General features: G+C 65.7%; 17 protein-coding genes and 1 tRNA gene. 12 read left to right on the top strand and 6 right to left on the bottom strand.

Annotated features, from left to right (window positions below):
* Positions 1-113 precede the first annotated feature (113 nt).
* Both KDK95_RS23330 and KDK95_RS38330 read left to right on the top strand, forming a co-directional pair.
* A tRNA-Tyr gene (locus tag KDK95_RS23330) sits at positions 114-194 on the top strand.
* 145 nt (positions 195-339) lie between these two features.
* Positions 340-1,068 (top strand): DUF4365 domain-containing protein, encoded by a 729-nt coding sequence (locus tag KDK95_RS38330; RefSeq protein WP_372463373.1) that lies wholly within the window; start codon positions 340-342, stop codon positions 1,066-1,068.
* Positions 1,069-2,356: 1,288 nt separating this feature from the next.
* Here the strand turns inward: KDK95_RS38330 and KDK95_RS23320 are convergent.
* A complete protein-coding gene (locus tag KDK95_RS23320; protein WP_212520396.1) occupies positions 2,357-2,944 on the bottom strand; it encodes a GNAT family N-acetyltransferase in 588 nt (195 codons plus the stop codon).
* A complete protein-coding gene (locus KDK95_RS23315; protein ID WP_212520395.1) occupies positions 2,934-3,710 on the bottom strand; it encodes a GntR family transcriptional regulator in 777 nt (258 codons plus the stop codon). The genes KDK95_RS23320 and KDK95_RS23315 overlap by 11 nt, the downstream gene beginning before the upstream one ends.
* A 930-nt stretch (positions 3,711-4,640) precedes the next feature.
* Between KDK95_RS23315 and KDK95_RS23310 the strand changes: the two genes are divergently transcribed.
* The 4 genes from KDK95_RS23310 to KDK95_RS23295 all read left to right on the top strand — a co-directional run bounded on the left by KDK95_RS23310 (position 4,641) and on the right by KDK95_RS23295 (position 7,421).
* Complete coding sequence (locus tag KDK95_RS23310) at positions 4,641-5,309, top strand: DUF3631 domain-containing protein (protein ID WP_249161763.1); 669 nt, start codon at positions 4,641-4,643, stop codon at positions 5,307-5,309.
* 256 nt (positions 5,310-5,565) lie between these two features.
* Complete coding sequence (locus tag KDK95_RS23305) at positions 5,566-5,994, top strand: hypothetical protein (RefSeq protein WP_212520393.1); 429 nt, start codon at positions 5,566-5,568, stop codon at positions 5,992-5,994.
* A gap of 5 nt (positions 5,995-5,999) precedes the next feature.
* Positions 6,000-7,211: an adenine nucleotide alpha hydrolase family protein gene (locus KDK95_RS23300; RefSeq protein ID WP_212520392.1), complete on the top strand. Its 1,212-nt coding sequence runs from the start codon at positions 6,000-6,002 to the stop codon at positions 7,209-7,211.
* Positions 7,212-7,232: 21 nt separating this feature from the next.
* The gene (locus KDK95_RS23295) at positions 7,233-7,421 is read left to right on the top strand and encodes a hypothetical protein (protein ID WP_212520391.1); all 189 of its coding nucleotides are present in this window, start codon (positions 7,233-7,235) and stop codon (positions 7,419-7,421) included.
* 72 nt (positions 7,422-7,493) lie between these two features.
* Here the strand turns inward: KDK95_RS23295 and KDK95_RS23290 are convergent, their stop codons facing one another.
* Positions 7,494-7,994 (bottom strand): hypothetical protein, encoded by a 501-nt coding sequence (locus KDK95_RS23290; protein ID WP_212520390.1) that lies wholly within the window; start codon positions 7,992-7,994, stop codon positions 7,494-7,496.
* Between the two features lie 127 nt (positions 7,995-8,121).
* Between KDK95_RS23290 and KDK95_RS23285 the strand changes: the two genes are divergently transcribed.
* The 5 genes from KDK95_RS23285 to KDK95_RS23265 all read left to right on the top strand — a co-directional run bounded on the left by KDK95_RS23285 (position 8,122) and on the right by KDK95_RS23265 (position 13,535).
* Complete coding sequence (locus KDK95_RS23285) at positions 8,122-9,036, top strand: bifunctional DNA primase/polymerase (protein WP_212520389.1); 915 nt, start codon at positions 8,122-8,124, stop codon at positions 9,034-9,036.
* Positions 9,033-10,670, top strand: a complete 1,638-nt coding sequence (locus KDK95_RS23280) for an AICE element replication initiation protein (RefSeq protein ID WP_212520388.1) — start codon at positions 9,033-9,035, stop codon at positions 10,668-10,670. The genes KDK95_RS23285 and KDK95_RS23280 overlap by 4 nt, the downstream gene beginning before the upstream one ends.
* Before the next feature lie 227 nt (positions 10,671-10,897).
* Complete coding sequence (locus KDK95_RS23275) at positions 10,898-11,101, top strand: helix-turn-helix transcriptional regulator (RefSeq protein WP_212520387.1); 204 nt, start codon at positions 10,898-10,900, stop codon at positions 11,099-11,101.
* Between the two features lie 84 nt (positions 11,102-11,185).
* Positions 11,186-12,544 carry a tyrosine-type recombinase/integrase gene (locus KDK95_RS23270; RefSeq protein WP_212520386.1) on the top strand — a complete coding sequence of 453 codons (1,359 nt, stop codon included), beginning with the start codon at positions 11,186-11,188 and terminating at the stop codon, positions 12,542-12,544.
* Positions 12,545-12,650: 106 nt separating this feature from the next.
* Positions 12,651-13,535, top strand: coding sequence for a hypothetical protein (locus KDK95_RS23265; RefSeq protein WP_212520385.1), 885 nt, complete (start codon positions 12,651-12,653; stop codon positions 13,533-13,535).
* Positions 13,536-13,543: 8 nt separating this feature from the next.
* Here KDK95_RS23265 and KDK95_RS23260 read toward each other — a convergent pair whose 3' ends face one another.
* Complete coding sequence (locus tag KDK95_RS23260) at positions 13,544-13,873, bottom strand: hypothetical protein (RefSeq protein WP_212520384.1); 330 nt, start codon at positions 13,871-13,873, stop codon at positions 13,544-13,546.
* Positions 13,874-14,505: 632 nt separating this feature from the next.
* On the opposite strand from KDK95_RS23260, the gene KDK95_RS23255 reads away from it, so the two are divergent.
* Positions 14,506-15,030, top strand: a complete 525-nt coding sequence (locus KDK95_RS23255) for a hypothetical protein (RefSeq protein WP_307844590.1) — start codon at positions 14,506-14,508, stop codon at positions 15,028-15,030.
* A 148-nt stretch (positions 15,031-15,178) separates the two neighbouring features.
* On the opposite strand, the gene KDK95_RS23250 is transcribed toward KDK95_RS23255, so the two are convergent.
* Both KDK95_RS23250 and KDK95_RS37815 read right to left on the bottom strand, forming a co-directional pair.
* Positions 15,179-15,409, bottom strand: coding sequence for a hypothetical protein (locus tag KDK95_RS23250; protein ID WP_212520382.1), 231 nt, complete (start codon positions 15,407-15,409; stop codon positions 15,179-15,181).
* Positions 15,410-15,615: 206 nt separating this feature from the next.
* Complete coding sequence (locus tag KDK95_RS37815) at positions 15,616-16,410, bottom strand: DUF6193 family natural product biosynthesis protein (RefSeq protein ID WP_212520381.1); 795 nt, start codon at positions 16,408-16,410, stop codon at positions 15,616-15,618.
* Positions 16,411-16,445 lie beyond the last annotated feature (35 nt).

Below are 16,445 nucleotides of genomic sequence, written 5' to 3'. Positions count from 1 at the left end.
CCCCTGACCTGCCCAGACCCTCCGCCGTGCTCCCCACCCCAAAGCCGGTTGCGAAGCACCCCCCGCCATGAGGTAATCTTTCCGAGGTCGCCCCGCAAGGGGTGGTCATCCCAGGCAGATTGCCCGAGCGGCCAATGGGAGCGGACTGTAAATCCGTCGCGCAAGCTACCCAGGTTCGAATCCTGGATCTGCCACACCAGCAAGAATGAGCCTCCGAACTGCGGAAACGCAGAGCGGGGGCTCAACTGCTTTCTATCACTGGCGCGCATCAGATCGCACCGTCGATCAGCGGCCCTGACACAGGCGTGACACGATCTTGGAGGGGTGGATCGGCCCAGCATGGGTTGGCACTGGCAGCGTCGGCGGGACTATGGGCCGTGCGGACATAATGGCGTGCTGACGTCTCACGAGCGCCAACACAACGCTGCAAGAGTCTCGCACGCATCAACGGTTACTTTGGAACCGCTCGTCGTCGTTGGTACACAGGCGCATGCAACGGCGCACTTGCTCGGCTACCAGCCCTTTCGCGTATGGCAGGCCTCTGCCAAGATGCACCACATGGGGACCGAGACAGCCACGCTGTCTGCGACCGCCGCTAAAGGCCGCTTTGGGGTGGCATATATGCGCGCAGTATGCAGCCAGGCCGGTGTGGGTTTTGATGAGACGGAGCCAGACGGAGACGTCCTGGCGGTGGATGGCACCATATGGTTCGCAGAAGGACCTGTGCGGGTCCAGCTGAAGTGCACGGGTCAGTTCCGGATAGACGGCGGAACAACCGCTTCGTGGGAAGCGAAACCCGAATGGCGCGAGAAATGGAATAGGTGTCTCGTGCCGGTATATTTTGTCATCGTCATGCTAGATCCAGATGAGCAAGCTGCATGGCTTCGCCATCACGATACAGGAACCCATCTGACCGCGGCCGCTTTTTGGGTGCGAGTCAATCAAACGAGTGAATCTGGAAGCGTCACCGTCCCCAAGAGCCAGCGACTGCATGCTGAAACACTTACCCTGTGGAGAGATGACGTCATCTCGGGTCACCTCAGCTCAGGGTCAGGTGTATCGATATGAACCAAAATATCATTTCGCTTCCCGGGGCATCTGAAATTGAAGCCTACTTCCGGAACACTGGATGGACAATTCTAGGGAGTGGCCCTGTTGGGCGCATGTGGGGCCTTGGTGAAGACAGGGTAGCTGTTCCTTTTGGGCTAGAGGACGATCTAGCGGAAGGGCTACTTAAGAGGATTGCGGCTGTAGAGTGCAGGCCGAAAGATAGAGTGCTCCGCGCAATTAAATTCCGCCTCTATGATGTCGCGTACTTTCGCGCGGTGAATGACGGGCAGATCGTAGACGCTATTCCCATCAATGATGCGAGTCGCATCATCACTGACGCCAAGAACATGCTCCGCGCTTCAGCGACGACGGCCCGGAGGGAGCGGGCGGAGATTGCTGGCAACTACGCGAAGGCTGGCGATGACGTCATTCGTGACACCTTGATGGGCCACACTGAACGCGGATCTTTCATCATTCCCGTCATGGTCCCAATCGCAGAGCCAGGGGATCCCGATGTACATCAGCCGCAGCTTGGTGACGACTTAGATGCTCCGCCTTTCTATCAGACGCCACCGGAGCCATTTGAGCGGCGAGTGGTGCGTACCTTTGCTCAGTCTCTCCAAGCGCTGAGCGAAGTCGTTGTAGCTGCCGCTGTCGAACCGACGACGACACAGGTCCATGAGCTTGTTTATCGCGGTGTTAGTCGGGAGTTCTGTAGTGCGCTATCTAACATATTGCGCCAACGGTCAGTGGCGGAGGTTGAGACGAGAGTCGAATGGGGCTCAGCAATCCAACCTCCGGGAAGGATTCCAGAGAGTATTCTCATTCCCTCGGAATCTAGCGAGCTTATCGATCTGACTGCGCGCAAACTTCAGCACGACCGAAGAAATATCCCTCGAACGCTCTCCGGTCCCATCGTGCAGTTTCGATGTGACAACGACGACTACGGGGTTGTCTCCGTTTCCACGGTTTACAGGGGCAGGCAGACGGAGGTCGATGTGCGGCTTTCGATCAGCGCGTACGAGGAAGCCTGGACATGGCATCGCGCAGGTCGAGCGGTAGTTGTTCAGGGCACGGTGGCGCGGGGTCCGCGTCGGAAGTCAGAAATCGCGAACCCCACGCGATTCCACCCATTGGACGAGATGACCTTGCCTGACGTCGAGGGGCACACAGCGTGAGGCCGGGACAAGGGCTGATAGTTGGGCACTTAGGGGACCCTCGGGCGGCCTAACCATTGGCCATTATCGACTGCCTAAAGGCCGCTCGGCTCGGGTGGTCGCGCAGCCGGGACGGGACGGGGATGTAGCTAGCTCGGCAACTGGTTGTCGTCTCCTTCGGCCAGATTTACAGCAATACATCCGCTGCGCGGATCCGCGATGATTGCGGCGCTCCGTTCAGCAGACTTCTGGAAGAGTGCTCCCGAGTTCCGGTGAGGCAGATTCACGGTCCGGAGATAGGTAAAGCCCTGCCGCAGGTAGTACTCCTGAAGTTGCTTGTTGGCTTTGTTGCAATCCAGACGAATCCACGGAAGCGCGCGTCGTGCGGCCTGGTCGCTGGCGAATTCGAGGAGCTTGCCTCCGACTCCGAGTCCGCCGGCGCTCCGTCGCACAGCTAGGCCATGCACGAACAGCGCGTTTGATTCCTGAGGCGTCCAGAACTCAGGGTCTGCCGTAGTTTCCAATGCCACGGTGGCAACCGGCTCAGCAGTGCCGTCGAGGTACGCCAGCCAGGCCGTGCCGTTGGCGACTCTCTGAGGAGTTGCGCCAGGGAACTCGCGCAGCCACAAGATGCCTTGCCTTTCGAGCCATTCCGTCGCCTCGCGGATGATGGCAACGGTCTGGTCCAGGTCACTGGGCTCGGCTATACGGAGGGTCAGGTTCGCTCTATTGGGCATTGGCCAGCTCATACTGGATGATGTGCCTGTCCGCGGGTAGCACCGTCACGGCGACGCGTACCGGCACGTCGTCAGCGTCGTAGCCAACGCGAACGTGCTCGTGGACCGGGATGCCGGCGCCGATACGGAGTGCATCCCGCTCATCTGGCGTCGGCATGCGCGCCGTGATCTGGTCCAAGTACCGCACCTGGTCGTGCCCGATCTCGGCCAACACCCGGTTGGCGCCTCGGACTATGTCATCGGGCTGGACGATCTCTGTCGTCGCCACGATCGACATCGGAAAGTAGCTCATTGAAAGCGAGTTCGCTTCGCCGTCCACGGTCCGGAGACGCGTGCGCAGGGCGGTCGTCTCGCCTTCCTCGAGCTCCAAGAGCGACGCCACGTTCTGTGGGGGGCGCACGATGGAGACTTCGATGGTTTGAGCGGGGGTTCTGCCCTGGGCGGTTACGTCTGTGGTCCAAGCATCGTTCGCCGTGTTGGCGCGTCGGTCCGGCGATTCGGAGCGCGTGGCCAAGAAGAGCAAGGGGGCGCTTGCTCGCACGAAATGCCCCCGGCCCCGTCCGCTCACAGTCAAGCCCTCGTTGGCGAGTTGGCCCAGGGCGAGGCGCACGGTGTTCCGCGAGGCATCGAACTGCTCCATGAGCTCTCGCTCCGTCGGTAGTTGCGCACCAGGCTTGAGCTCCCCGCTGTAGATCTTGGACCGCAATTCGTCGGCAAGCTGCCGGTACAGCGCGCGTGAGCTGTGCGGATCGATGGGCACGTCCACCTCCAAAGGATGTTGTACCAACAATACCGCCAAGTCCCTTGACAGCGAAGCCGTGATGCTCCAATCTCGAGTTAGCACCAGTTGTACCAACAACAGGGACTTGTGGCGCCCGGTTGTTGCGCACACGCTCGTTGAGAACTCCATAGCCCGCTTGGTCGGGGGTTTCCGGATGACGGCGCAGGTCGCGAGGCCGCGCAGGCACCAGGTCCCGGGATGGCACGGCGTTGGCCGCCAGCTCCCGACTGCGTTGCGGGCAGACAGCGCTCTCGCTGTCCACCGTCTACGGCCGCTCTGCGGTCCGTCGGCAGCGGAGAACCAGGGCTCTGCATCACCTTTCCTTTCAGGCTTCCCCGTCCCTTCACGTACGAAGGAGTGGCCCCGTCATGTCTTCTACCTCCCGCACCAACGGCCGTCCGGCGATTGCAATCAGCACCCTTCCGGCTCTCGACCTCGACCTTCCCGCCACCGGCTCGGCGTGGCTGGTGTGCCCCGAGTGCCACCGCTGGGTGGAAGTGGTGCGCGGTCTGGTCCAGACGCACAAGCCGGACGGGCACCGCTGCACCGGTTCGGCGCAGGCGCTCAAGTTCGACCTGACTCCGGCTCAGCACGCTGCGCGGCGCGTCGCCGTCCGGGCCGAGCTCGGCGCCCGGCAGGTCCCGACGCGGACGGTCCGTACAGCCCGCGCGGCGTTCGCCAGCGCGCCGAAGCAGGCCGCCCCCGCAGCCGCGGCGGCCCTGGACCCGTACGCGCGGATCTACTGCGCCGACGGCAAGGGCGGCCGGGACTGGAAGGCCGTGAGCCGGATCGCGCACCGGTACGTCACCGGCGCCGAGTCCGACGCGCTCAAGGCGTTCATGGGGATGCTCGCTCGACGAGCTTCAGGAGTACTTCTCCGCCCTCGACAAGGCCGATTACGACCTGGCGTTGGAGATGCTGTGCCGTCTGGCGCGCCGTGGTCCGGCGGCCGGGTTCATCACCGACCTCGCCTCGCAGCGCCCCGACTCGGACTCGGTGCCGACGAAACTCCGGGAGATCATCTCCATCCGCTTCTCGGTGCGCTGCGTGGACAAGGCCAGCTCCGACATGGTGCTCGGCAAGGGCAAGGCCGCCATCGGCGCCGACGCCTCGCTGCTCTCAGCCGAGCACATGGGCGTCGGCGTGCTGGTCACCGGCCCCGCGGAGTTTGACACCGTCCGCACCGACTACCTCGATCTTCCCGCGTTCTCCGTGATCTGCGAGAAGGGCCGCGCGCTGCGGCAGGCCGCCGGAACCCTCACCGGAGACGCCGCCGGCAAGCTCGCCGACCTCGCCGCGCCGCAGGTCACCGTCCCGGCGATCCTGACCGACTGCCTCACGGTGATGCGCCACACCCCGACCATGCACACCACCGACCTGCTCACCGGCCTTGCCACACTCGACGACGACGCGTGGGGCGACCTGACCGCGGACACCCTCGCGGCGAAGCTCGAGGCGGCGGGCGTGGTGCGCTCGAGCAAGCAAGTGCGTGCCGGGGCCGACAAGGCGAACCTCGCCGGGTACCGCCGCGCCGACCTCGAAGCGGCGATGCCCGCGAGCTGGAGCCCGCAGCAGGACGGCTGAAACGGCTGTAAACCCCACCCCCTTTACAACCCCTTTACACAGGGAGGGGGTCGGGAGACCGGGTGTCGGCGCCGCGCGCGTCACGGGGGGCCGTTACGGCTGTCACGGCCCCTGTAATGGCCTCTCCGAGCCCGTGATCAGGCATGTCATGCCTGTCACGGGCTCGGCGCGCCCCCGGCCCGAAGCCTCGGAACACCGCGTTTTCCGGGTGAGGGCACACCTGCCCGCACCCCGTGACACCCCGATCGGAGAGTCGATGTCTGCGACCGTCCGTACGATCCACCGGCCCGGACCGCGCGCGCTCAAGCGGCACCTGACGCGCGCGATCCGCCGCCGCACCCGCCGCACCCTCAAAGCACTGAGCAAGCGGCGCAACGCCGCCGCCGCACGCCGAGCCGAGCGGCAGATCGAACGCCGCCGCACCCTCGCCGCCAACCCCGCCCCGAACCTGATCGGCCCCGCGCTGGCCGCGAAGCAGACCACGAGCAAGCCCCCGGCGCCGAAGAAGACCGCCGCCGCTCGTCCCGGTGCCGGAAAGCCGTGCAAGCGGTGCAACGGAACCGGCGTGATCCGGCTGCGCAAGGGCGGCAAGTACGCCGGGGCCAAGCCCTGCCCGCACGTGATCAACCAGTGGAAGAAGGCCCGCGCCAATACCGCCAGCCCCAAGCCCGGAGGAAGGCCATGAGCCCGATGAGTGAACCGACCCTCAGGATCCTGTCGCTGGGTGCGGGCAGGCAGTCCACGACCCTGCTCCTGCTCGCCGCCGAGGGGCGCATCGGCCCGCTCGATGCCGCCATCTTCGCCGACACCGGCTGGGAGCCGGACGCAGTCTACGAGCACCTCGACCGCATTGAGCGGGAGGTCGCCGAGCCCGCGGGCATCCCGATCTACCGGGTGTCGGCGGGCAACATCCGCGAAGACGCACTCAACCCCGAACACCACTTCGCTTCGATGCCGCTGCACATCCTCGGGGCACCGCGCACGGTGCGCGACGTGCTCGCCTCACACCCGTGCGGCTGCTCGTGGACCGGCTACCGGGATGACGGGTACACCGCCGAGCCGCAGGCTTGCCCGCGCTGCGAGAACACCGGCGTGATCGTCACGCAGTGGGGCAAGCCGCGGATCGAGCGGCCCGAGGGCATCGCCCGGCGCCAGTGCACCAACGAATACAAGGTCACCCCGATCAAGCGGAAGGTGCGCGAGCTGCTCGGCTACGAGCACCCGACGCCGGTCCCCGCGGGGGTGTTCGTCGAGCAGTGGATCGGGATCAGCCGCGACGAGTTCGAACGCGCGAAAGACTCAGATGTCAACTATGCCCGCAACACCTTCCCACTGCTCGAGCTGCCCGGCGCCGCCGACGGGCACACCGGGTGGACCGTAACCGACTGCCAGCGCTACCTGCGCAGCCGCGGATTCGGGAAGACACCCAAGAGCGCGTGCAAGGGCTGCCCGTTCCACAACAACATCGCCTGGCGGCGCCTGCGCGACCTGTGCGCCTGTGGGCACCACCGCAACGAGCACGGTCTGCGGCTGCTCGTCGGTCCGGTCGCCTGCCGGCACTGGGATCCGATCGTGCTGCCCGGCGAGTCCGAGCCGGTCGCCGAGCACTGCGACTGCACCGAGTTCCACAATCCCGAATGGCACGACGTCATCGAGTTCGACCACGCCATTCGCGCCGGATCCGCCCGCGCGAACGCCAACGGCAGCGCTCTGCGCGGCGAAGCGTTCCTGCACCGTTCCCGTTTGCCGCTCGAGCGGGCGCCCATCGACGAGGTGACCCGCGGCGAATGGAAGGCCCGACAGGCCAACCTGTTCGACCACGCCGCCGACGAGCAGCTCGACGACGAGCCCGACGGCTGCTCGCCCTTCTCCTGCCGCAACGGCGCACCCGCCCACGCCTGAATCTCCCGGAAGGAAACGACCGTGACCTTCGCACTGTCCGCCGCCGCCCTGTTCCTGCTCGCCACCTTCGTGACCATCAAGTACGCCACGCACAAGATCCTGCACGCCGCCGTCGCGTTCCTCGCCGGGTTCTTCGTCGCCTCCACCTCGGCGGCCCCGTACATCCGCGAATTCGTCGGCGCCATCGCTCGCGCTCTCGGCAAGCTCTGACCCCGATGAGATGCGGCGGACACCACGCCGGACACCCTCGCCGGAAGGGCGCACGGGCGTGGTGCAGACCGGCTACCGAAATGCCTCCCGAGCCGCATGGAACCAGACCTCCCACGCCGTCCCCGTCGTGGCCGGAAGGCCGTACGCGGGCTTGACGGCGATCACGCTCCATCCGCGGTCGGGGTAGTCGTAAGTATCCGTCACCCACTGAACGCGCTGGTCGTCAGTGAGATCTTCCATCGCGCCGCGGGGATGGTACCCGCGGTCTACGTGCAGCGTGTCGTTCGGGCAGGTCTGGCACATGTGGCCAGTCAATTCGTTCTCACCCAGCCCAACCATGGCCCTGGCGCACGTCCTGCACACGAACCGGGTCGCCGGGTCCGGGTAGACCACCTTGTCCCCAACGACGGGTCCGACATACCCGCCGGAGACCGTCTTCCCGGCCTGGCACTTCTCGCACACGGCGGTGTCCGGCCACCACGCCACCACGCTGCGCCGACCTTCAAGCACAAGCACTGCCTCGCTGTAGTTGCGCGGGCAGGTGTTGTTCAACCCATCTCCTGGATGCGACATGCCTCTCAGCGTAGGCGTCCGCACCGACACCCTCGCCAACTTCCCGCCCGCGGTCCGATCCGGCTCACGCGCCGGGCCGGACTGCGGCGCGGCTTCCACAGCCTGTTCACACCCTCTGGAGGCTCCCGTGACCGTCACCACCACCGCCGCCACGGCGGACCGGACCACGCTGCTTACCAGCGCCCTGATGCTCGCTGAGCGGGGTATGCACGTCTTCCCGCTCAAGCCCGGCACCAAGGTCCCCGCGCTATACGGCGAGTGGGAGCAGCGCGCAACCACCGACCCGACCCGGATCCGCCGCTGCTGGTCGGGTGGCCCGTACAACATCGGCGTTGCCTGCGGCCCCTCTGGGCTGCTGGTCGTGGACTGCGACACCCCGAAACCGGAAACCCCGCCGCCCTCGGCCCCGTTCAACGTCCCCGGCGTGAACGAGGGCGCGGACGTGCTGGTGATGCTCGCCGAGCGGTACGCCGCCCCGTTCCCGTGGGGCGACTTCCACGTGGTGACCGGGCGGGGCGGGATGCACCTGTACTTCCGCCAGCCCGACGGCCCGGCGCTGCGCAACACCGCCGGGCGACTCGGCTGGCTGATCGACACCCGCGGCGCGGGCGGCTACGTCGTCGGCCCCGGATCGATCGTGGACGGCAAGCCCTACCGCGCCTTCGGCGAGCCCTACGCCGAGCCGTTGCCCGGTTGGCTTGCCCGGCTGCTGACCGCGCCGAAGCAGCGCCCTGTCGCACCGACGCGACCGCCGAACCGCCCCGCGGGCGGCCCGCGCCAGCCGGGCGCGTACGCGGCGAAGGTGCTGCGCGAGGAGCTCGCCACGATCCTCGCCGCGAAGCCCGGCACCCGCAACGACACCTTAAACAAGGTCGCCTTCAACCTCGGCACCCACGCCGCCCGCGGCACCGTCCCCGAAGACCTCGCCCGAGACACCCTCGACTTCGCCGTCGGCAATCTCAGCGGCGACGTCGCGAAGTCCGAAGCAACCGCCCGCCGCTCATTCGAGGACGGGCTGCAGAAAGGAGCAGCACCCCGATGACCGCGACGCCCGAACCCGGCAACCACACCCCCGAGCCTGACGAGCTCGACGACGCACTCAGCCCGGAGGAGCTGGCCGCCGAGTTCCTGCGCACAAGCGGCGCCGAGGAACGGCTCAAGCACCTCGACGCCGAGCGCGAGGACACAGAGGGCGACTACGGCGACGGCAAACCGAGCCAGGCGACCAAACTGGTCGCACTCGCCCGCCGCTCGTTCCGCACCGTGCTGGGCACCGACGGCAAGTGCTACGCCGTTCCGCTGGAGGGGCCGCGCCTGGCCCTGACCCTGCGCGGGGAGAACGGGCTGCGCACCCGGCTCGCGCGGGCGTTCTTCGACGAGCACCAGTCCGCCGCCGGCGCCTCCGCCATCGCCGACGCCCTGACCGTGCTGGAGGGACAGGCCGTGGACACCGACCCGGAGCCAGTCGCCCTAAGGGTCGCGCGCCACGACGGCGCCCTGGTGCTCGACCTCGGCACCCCGGACGGGCGCGCCGTGGTCATCGGCCCGGACGGGTGGGAGATCGTGGACGAGTCGCCTGTCCTGTTCCGCCGCACCCGCCTGACCTCGCCCCTGCCCACCCCCACCAGGGAGCCGAAGAACGGCCCGAGCGGACTCGACCAGCTTCAAGCGCTGCTCAACGTCTCCGAGCCCGGATTCCGGCTGCTGGTCGCCTGGTTGGTGGCCGCCCTGTTCCCGGACATCCCCCATCCGATTCTGTCGCTGACCGGAGAGCAGGGCACCGCAAAGTCCACCACTGGCCGCATGATGGTGATGCTCATCGACCCGTCACCGGCCCCGCTGCGCGGCGGGCCGAAGGACGCGCGCACCTGGACCGTGCAGGCCGCCGCGTCCTGGACCGTGATGCTCGACAACCTCTCCACGATCCAACCCTGGTTCTCCGACACCCTGTGCAAGGCCGTGACCGGAGACGGCATCGTCGAACGCGCCCTGTACACCGACGACGACGTATCCGTCCTGAACTTCCGCCGCGTGATCGGCATGACCTCCATCGACGCCGGCGCACTGCGCGGAGACCTCGCCGAACGGCTGCTCATGGTCGAACTCGACCCGATCCCCCCGGAGAACCGGCGCACCGACGACGAACTCAAGGATGCGTTCGACAAAGCCGCCCCGGCCGTACTCGGCGCCGTCCTCGACCTCGCCGCCGAAGTGCTCGCCGAACTGCCGGGCGTCGCCGTCGCCGAACTGCCCCGGCTCGCCGACTTCGCGAAAATCCTCGCCGCCATCGACACCCGACGCCAATGGACCACCTTCGCCGACTTCACCGCCCTCGCCCGAGAGATCACCGAAGCAGTCATCGAATACGACCCGTTCGCCGACGCGGTCCGCACCTTCGTCCACGAGAAGCGTGACTGGACTGGCACCGCCGGCGTACTACTCGAACACCTGCCCGCCCCCGACGGACAACTCAAATCCTGGCCACGCACCGCCCGAGGCGTCTCCGGACACCTGCGGAGAGTCGCCCCCGCCCTGCGCAAGAACGGCGTACAGATCGCCTTCACCCGAAGCCCCGACCAGAACCACACCCGGCTCATCGCCCTGTCAGCAGAAGGTACCCGGGCGCAACCGTCCGAAGCGTCCCAACCGTCCGAAGGCACCGCTGAACAGCGCTGACGATCGGACGGTTGCGAACCCTCAACCGTCCGAAGCCCGGAGTCAACCGTCCGATGCCACCCCTTCGGACGGTTGACACCACCCCTTCGGACGGTCCGTCCACCCCAACCGTCCGAACAACACCCCACGTCAGGAGCCGCTTCGGACGGTTGGGACGCTTCGGACGGTTGAATCCGCACACTTCTAGAACCGCGTCACCACCGAGCCCCGGGGCAGGAGGGATCACCATGGGCAAAGAACGGCTGCTCACTATCTCCGAGGTCTGCGCGATCCTTCGCGACGACCACGGCCGCCCGCTGTCGAAAGCCACGTTCTACCGGTGGCGCACCATCGGTAGGGCGCCGCAATGCCTGAAACTGCCGAACGGGCAGTTGCGAGTGAGGGACTCCGCGTTGGACGAATTCCTTGACAAGTGCACCGAAGCCGCCTGAGAAACAGCATTCCGAGTCTCTTTGCCGGGAGTCCGCCTTGCGGGCTCCCGGTTCGTTTCTGTCTCTCGAGACTGCGAGGCCATCATGACCGAATCCGTTGACGTCCGAATCTACAAGGTTCAGAAGTACGACCGACCCAAACCGTTCTATCTGCGCTGGAAGGTCGGGGGGCGATCGTTCGGCCAGACATTCAGGTACCAAGCACAAGCCGACACCCACCGGTCCAAGCTCGTTACTGCGGCACGCGCGGGCGAGTCGTTTGACACGGAGACCGGCGAACCTGTCTCGTGGGCGCGTCAGGAGGTCGTCGATGAAAGGACATGGTACGAATTCGCCGTCTCGTACCTCGACATGAAATGGCCGCACGCCGCTGCGAACACCCGCACCAGCATCGCCGAGGCGTTGGCCGTGCTGACGATGGGGCTGGTATACGACAAGCCGGGGCGGCCGGACGACGCCATTCTCAGGGCCGCACTCTATGGCTGGGCGTTCAACGCGACCGCCAGACAGCACGAGCCCGCTAGCGCCGTGAATTCCGCTCTCGAATGGACGACGGGAGCATCCGTTCCGTTGCGCTCGCTGCAAAAGGCAGCGACCGCCCGCCGCGGACTTGAGGCGATCGCCAGGAAGCTGGACGGAAGGGCGGCCAGCGCGGCGACGTTCACCAGGAAGCGCGCGACCTTCTACAACGCACTTGAATATGCGGTGGAGCTCGAACTGCTCGACTTCAACGCGCTCGATCGCGTGAAGTGGACGATGCCGAAGAAAGCCGAAGTGGTCGATCCGCGCGTCGTCGCCAACCCCGCCCAAGTACGCAGGATCCTCGCCGAGGTCCGGAAGCACCGCCCCGAATTCGCCGCGTTCTTCGCCTGCCTGTACTTCGCCGCAATGCGCCCGGCCGAGGCCGTGTCGCTGACGCAAAGTCAGTGCCACCTGCCCGCAAAGGGATGGGGACGACTGGACCTAACCGCGACCGCAACAAGGGCCGGACGAGCGTGGACCGACACCGGGGAAGCGCACGACGTGCGCGGGCTCAAGCACCGCGCCGCCGGCGACATGCGCCCGGTGCCGATCCCGCCTGAGTTGGTGAAGATGCTCCGCCACCACCTCGCCGAGCACGGCACGGCGGCCGACGGGCGACTCTTCCGCGGCAAGCGCAAGGAGAGCCTTCTTTCGGAGTCCACCTACGGTCCAGCCTGGAAGCGGGCACGCACGGCCGCACTGACGGAAGCTCAGGCAGTGTCGAAACTCGCAGAACGGCCGTACGACTTGCGCCACGGGGGAGTATCTCTCTGGCTCGGCAGCGGTGTGAACCCCGCTGAGGTGGCTCGGCGCGCTGGACACAGCGTCGAAGTCCTGCTGCGTGTCTACGCCAAGTGCATCGACGGCCAGCACGAGGCCATGAACAAGAGGATCGAACAGGCGCTCAATGACGAAATGTGATGATAGAGGCTTCGGCGAGCGGTAACTTTGACGGCGACACTGCGGCTCTGCCCTCTGCCCTGACGGGCAGGGAGCAGAGCCGTCGCCAAGGGAGAGGGCGGGGTACGTGAGCGAAGATGAGGCACTCGGCAGCAGGACGTCGTTCCGGCCGTTTAGTCAACGCCAGAGCGGGCTCGTCCGCGAAGAGGCACTCTTTGAGGGAGTTCCAGACCATCTCAACATCGCGCTGCGCGAGTGGATCTACACCGCCACAACGGAGCGTATGGCAAGGCGAGTCTGCCTCCGCCTCAGACTTCCTCACCTCAGTGCCAGAGATCTCGCTCAGGGAGTCGATGAACCGACTATCTTGGACGTCATCGATGCCTTGCTGTGGATCGGCCTGGAGACCGTTCCATCGCGTGAGAGGATCTCGCCTAGGGCGACACGTGGCGTTATTCATGCGGCGGACTTGGTTGACGAGCTGCAAGAGATTCTCGAGGAGGGAGGATCGGCGTACTGCGTGAACGCTGATAGAGACGGGCTTGAGACTCGAGTCGACCCGACGGCAAGCGCCGCCATGCACGCGATCCGCCAGTCTCTCACAAAGACAGGCCGCGAAGGGGCCGCTGACCTTCTGCGCGACGCGTGGGCAAAGGTCTACGGCATGCGCCCTGATCCTGGCGAGGCCTACTCAGATGCGGTGAAGGCGGTGGAGGCGCTCGCATGTCCGCTCTTCTTGCCGCACGCCCAACAGCCGACCCTTGGCACTGTCAAAACGCATCTCGAGCAGGCAAGCGCGAAGTACGAACTAGTCATCTCAGGGCGCGATGCGAATCCCGCCCCTGTCGATGCAGCTGTCGCGATGATTGGCTTGTTATGGCACGGGCAGCGTGAGCGGCACGCTGGGGGACCGACCTCTGCGCCGATCACGCAGGAAGCGGCCGAGGCCGCTGTACATCTGGCCCTGACACTCGTTCAGTGGCTTGAAGCCGGGGCGATTCGTCAGAAGTAGACAGCGCGTCAACCGGCCTCCCGCCGCTTCCGCCGCGCCGTCCACTCGTATTGCTCTAACCGCTCGCGAGCCCGCTCACGGTCTTCGTCGGTGAACAATGGCTCGAATTGTGGGAGAAGCACGTGGGCCTCGACGCTCAGGTCGAGCCGCGACTTCTCCCACAGCACCGTGAATCCGTCGGAGGGGTCTGCGCTCCAGAGCAACCGCCTGGCCGTGGTAAGGCCGCCGTCGCGCTCCACCATCTGAAGGAAGCGCGACGCGTTGTATCCCAGCTCAGCCTTTGCCTCTGCATAGATGCGTCGCATGGCCTTGTTGAACTCGAGCTCGACTTCCTCCACGGTGCCCTCTCGCCTGTCGCCGCTCCGTGACGCCATCGTAGCCCGCGAACCGTGGCGACAGGGCGGATCTGGCTAGTCGCTTGCGGCGCTGCGTGACACAGACGTGACACAGATTCGCTCTCCAGGGCGACGGATGCCCTCTGGTGCAGGTCAAAGCCCGTGCAGAGCGAGCTCGGGCCACCTCTGTAAATCCGTCGCGCAAGCTACCCAGGTTCGAATCCTGGATCTGCCACTTGAAAGGCCTAGGGCCTCTGAACAGCGGAAGCGCTGAACAGGGGCCCACATTTATATCCTTGAGCTGTCACCGTGAGTGACCGTGTTGGAGCGCTGCTACCGGCACGCTACTGGCACGCAAATAGTTCGGCCTTACGCACGGACGGTGACTGAACGCCTTGACGAGTCTCGAAGATCGCGTCAGGTCATGGTTGTCGGAGCAGGGCTACCCGCTGGAGATGCGAGTCGCTCAGATGCTTCGCGCCGCCGACGCTGAACGCTGGCATATGGCGCCGTTCGTGTCGGTCGCTGGTGTCAACCGCAAGCCTTCTGCTGACTACATGCGTTGACACTTGGAGTGCTGAGCTGGCGATCAAAAACTCGACGCGGATTCGTGTCGGTGGTCTATGGTGACGCGCGTGGAGAGGTCGTATGAGTACGTCGGCCCAGGCGATCTGCTAAGGCTGGTTCGCCCGGAAGCGGTTGGCGAGGTCGTCGAGTCGATCGCCGACTTCACGGCCTGGGTTGCCCGCACTCCTTCCGTTGAGCTGGACGAGCCGTTCACGTACGTCGTCGATCTGAGTGGGTATATTCGCCTGGCTGCGCGACGCAGTGAGCATGTGGCGTGTGCCGCTGGCCAGCGCGTGATGGCCGCTGGTGAGATCGCCTTTGACAAGCGGAGCAGTGAAGGCTGGACAGTCAGCCGCGTCAGCAACCAGTCGACTGGGTACTGCCCGGATCTCAGCTCTTGGGATGCGGTGGCTAGCGCTCTCGACAGGATCGGCCTGTCACATCCGCCGGCCTTCACCGAGCAGGTCGTGTTTCGGCGCTGCCCAGCGTGCGCAGAACTGAACGTCGTGAAGGACGGGTTCTTCGCGTGCGCCTTCTGCGATAGCGATCTGCCGCCCAGTTGGAACGTCGCCACGATTGCTCCGCAAACATGAAACGCTCCAAGCTGTCAGCTTGGGAAGCAGAGTATTTGCACCCCCTCTGACCTGCGCCCAGGTCAGAGGCTCGATACGGAGTTGATCTCCCGTGAGTCCCCGTGATTCACCGTTCGGCTACCTTCCGACGGGCACGCATCGGGCACGCTCAGCCCTCGTCGACATCGGTCTTGTGGAAGTAGACCGTAAGCGACGGCCATATCCCGTCCTCGGTCACCTCGTGGTGCATCACGATGTCCGACACCTCGATGGCACCGAGCCGGTCCAGCGAATCAGCAACCCGCCGAAGCAGCGCAGCGACGTCGGCTTGAGCAGCGCCACTCGGGTTGGCTTGGGAGAAATGTCGGATTGTCCACGAGGTCTTGCCGTCGTCGTGCATGAGCACATGATGGCCCCGGTAGAAGAGGGCGCGTGACCTCTTCGTCCCGAACTTGCGGCACCCCCCCGCGCAAAGCTTGTCATACCCGGCCGGGCTACCTTGCTGAGCGTCAGTCTGGACCGCTGAAGGTCAGGCCCGTTGCTGTACTCCACTGCGGTACTGGCTTTGAAGGGGCTGCGTCCAGCACAGAAGGGGTCGACCCCGATTCAGAGGTCGTCGCGAGTACCGGCGACGGCTGCGCTGCATCCTTCAGGCAGGTTCGCCACAACGAGGGCGACGGCTTCCTCGGCGGTGTCGGCTTCTCCCAGCACGAGGCGATCGATGTCTTCCCAACCGGGCCACCGAACCTGGTAGCGCCACTCTGGCAGAAGGTATCCGATGCAGGGCACATCGAAGGTGTGCGGGGAGCCAGTGCACCGGCTGAAGCACAGCACCCAGTGACTTGTGTACGGGAACAGCTCGCGCAGTCGCGGCTCGGCATAGGCGGCGTCCGCCGCGCGGATTCCGAGCTCGAATGGCTGATCGTCTATCGGCTCGTGCATCTGGGCGCGGACCAGTTCCCACATGACAGTGACCGCGTCCGCCGGGCCGCGCTCATGGGCGAGCGCCAAGTCGCTAGCTCTGGTCCACGGGCAGGCGCGCTGAATATCGGTGAGGGTTGCGCCCGAGCGCCAGAGCGCTGCGCTGCGGGCGAGCTCTCGAAGGTCAGCGGTCCAACCATCGATCAAGCGTGCTCCCCGGCTCCACCCGCTGAATGCGAACGATCGGGTATTGGCTGCACTGGTGATTTCAAGAGGCCGACGATGAAGCTCGGGCGCGGCCCCGATGTGGGCAGACAGGAGTCGACCCCAGGATCCCGGACGGATCTCTCCGACGTCGAGCTGTAGTTCGGCAGCCGTCTGCTCGAGAGCGGCCGCCAGGCTGCCCGCGGCTTGCAGGTCGGCGTAGAGCTCAGGGTGCTTAAGATTGGCCCAGCCATCTTCAGGAGTAGTCGACCTCACTGACGTAGTGTGACCCAGTAGCCGGGGATGCGCCA

The organism is Actinospica acidithermotolerans (genome assembly GCF_018139625.1).
In the GTDB taxonomy this organism is placed as follows: domain Bacteria; phylum Actinomycetota; class Actinomycetes; order Streptomycetales; family Catenulisporaceae; genus Actinospica; species Actinospica acidithermotolerans.
The sequence above is the reverse complement of the archived record's forward strand: the minus strand, read 5'-3'. Positions and strand labels throughout refer to the sequence as shown.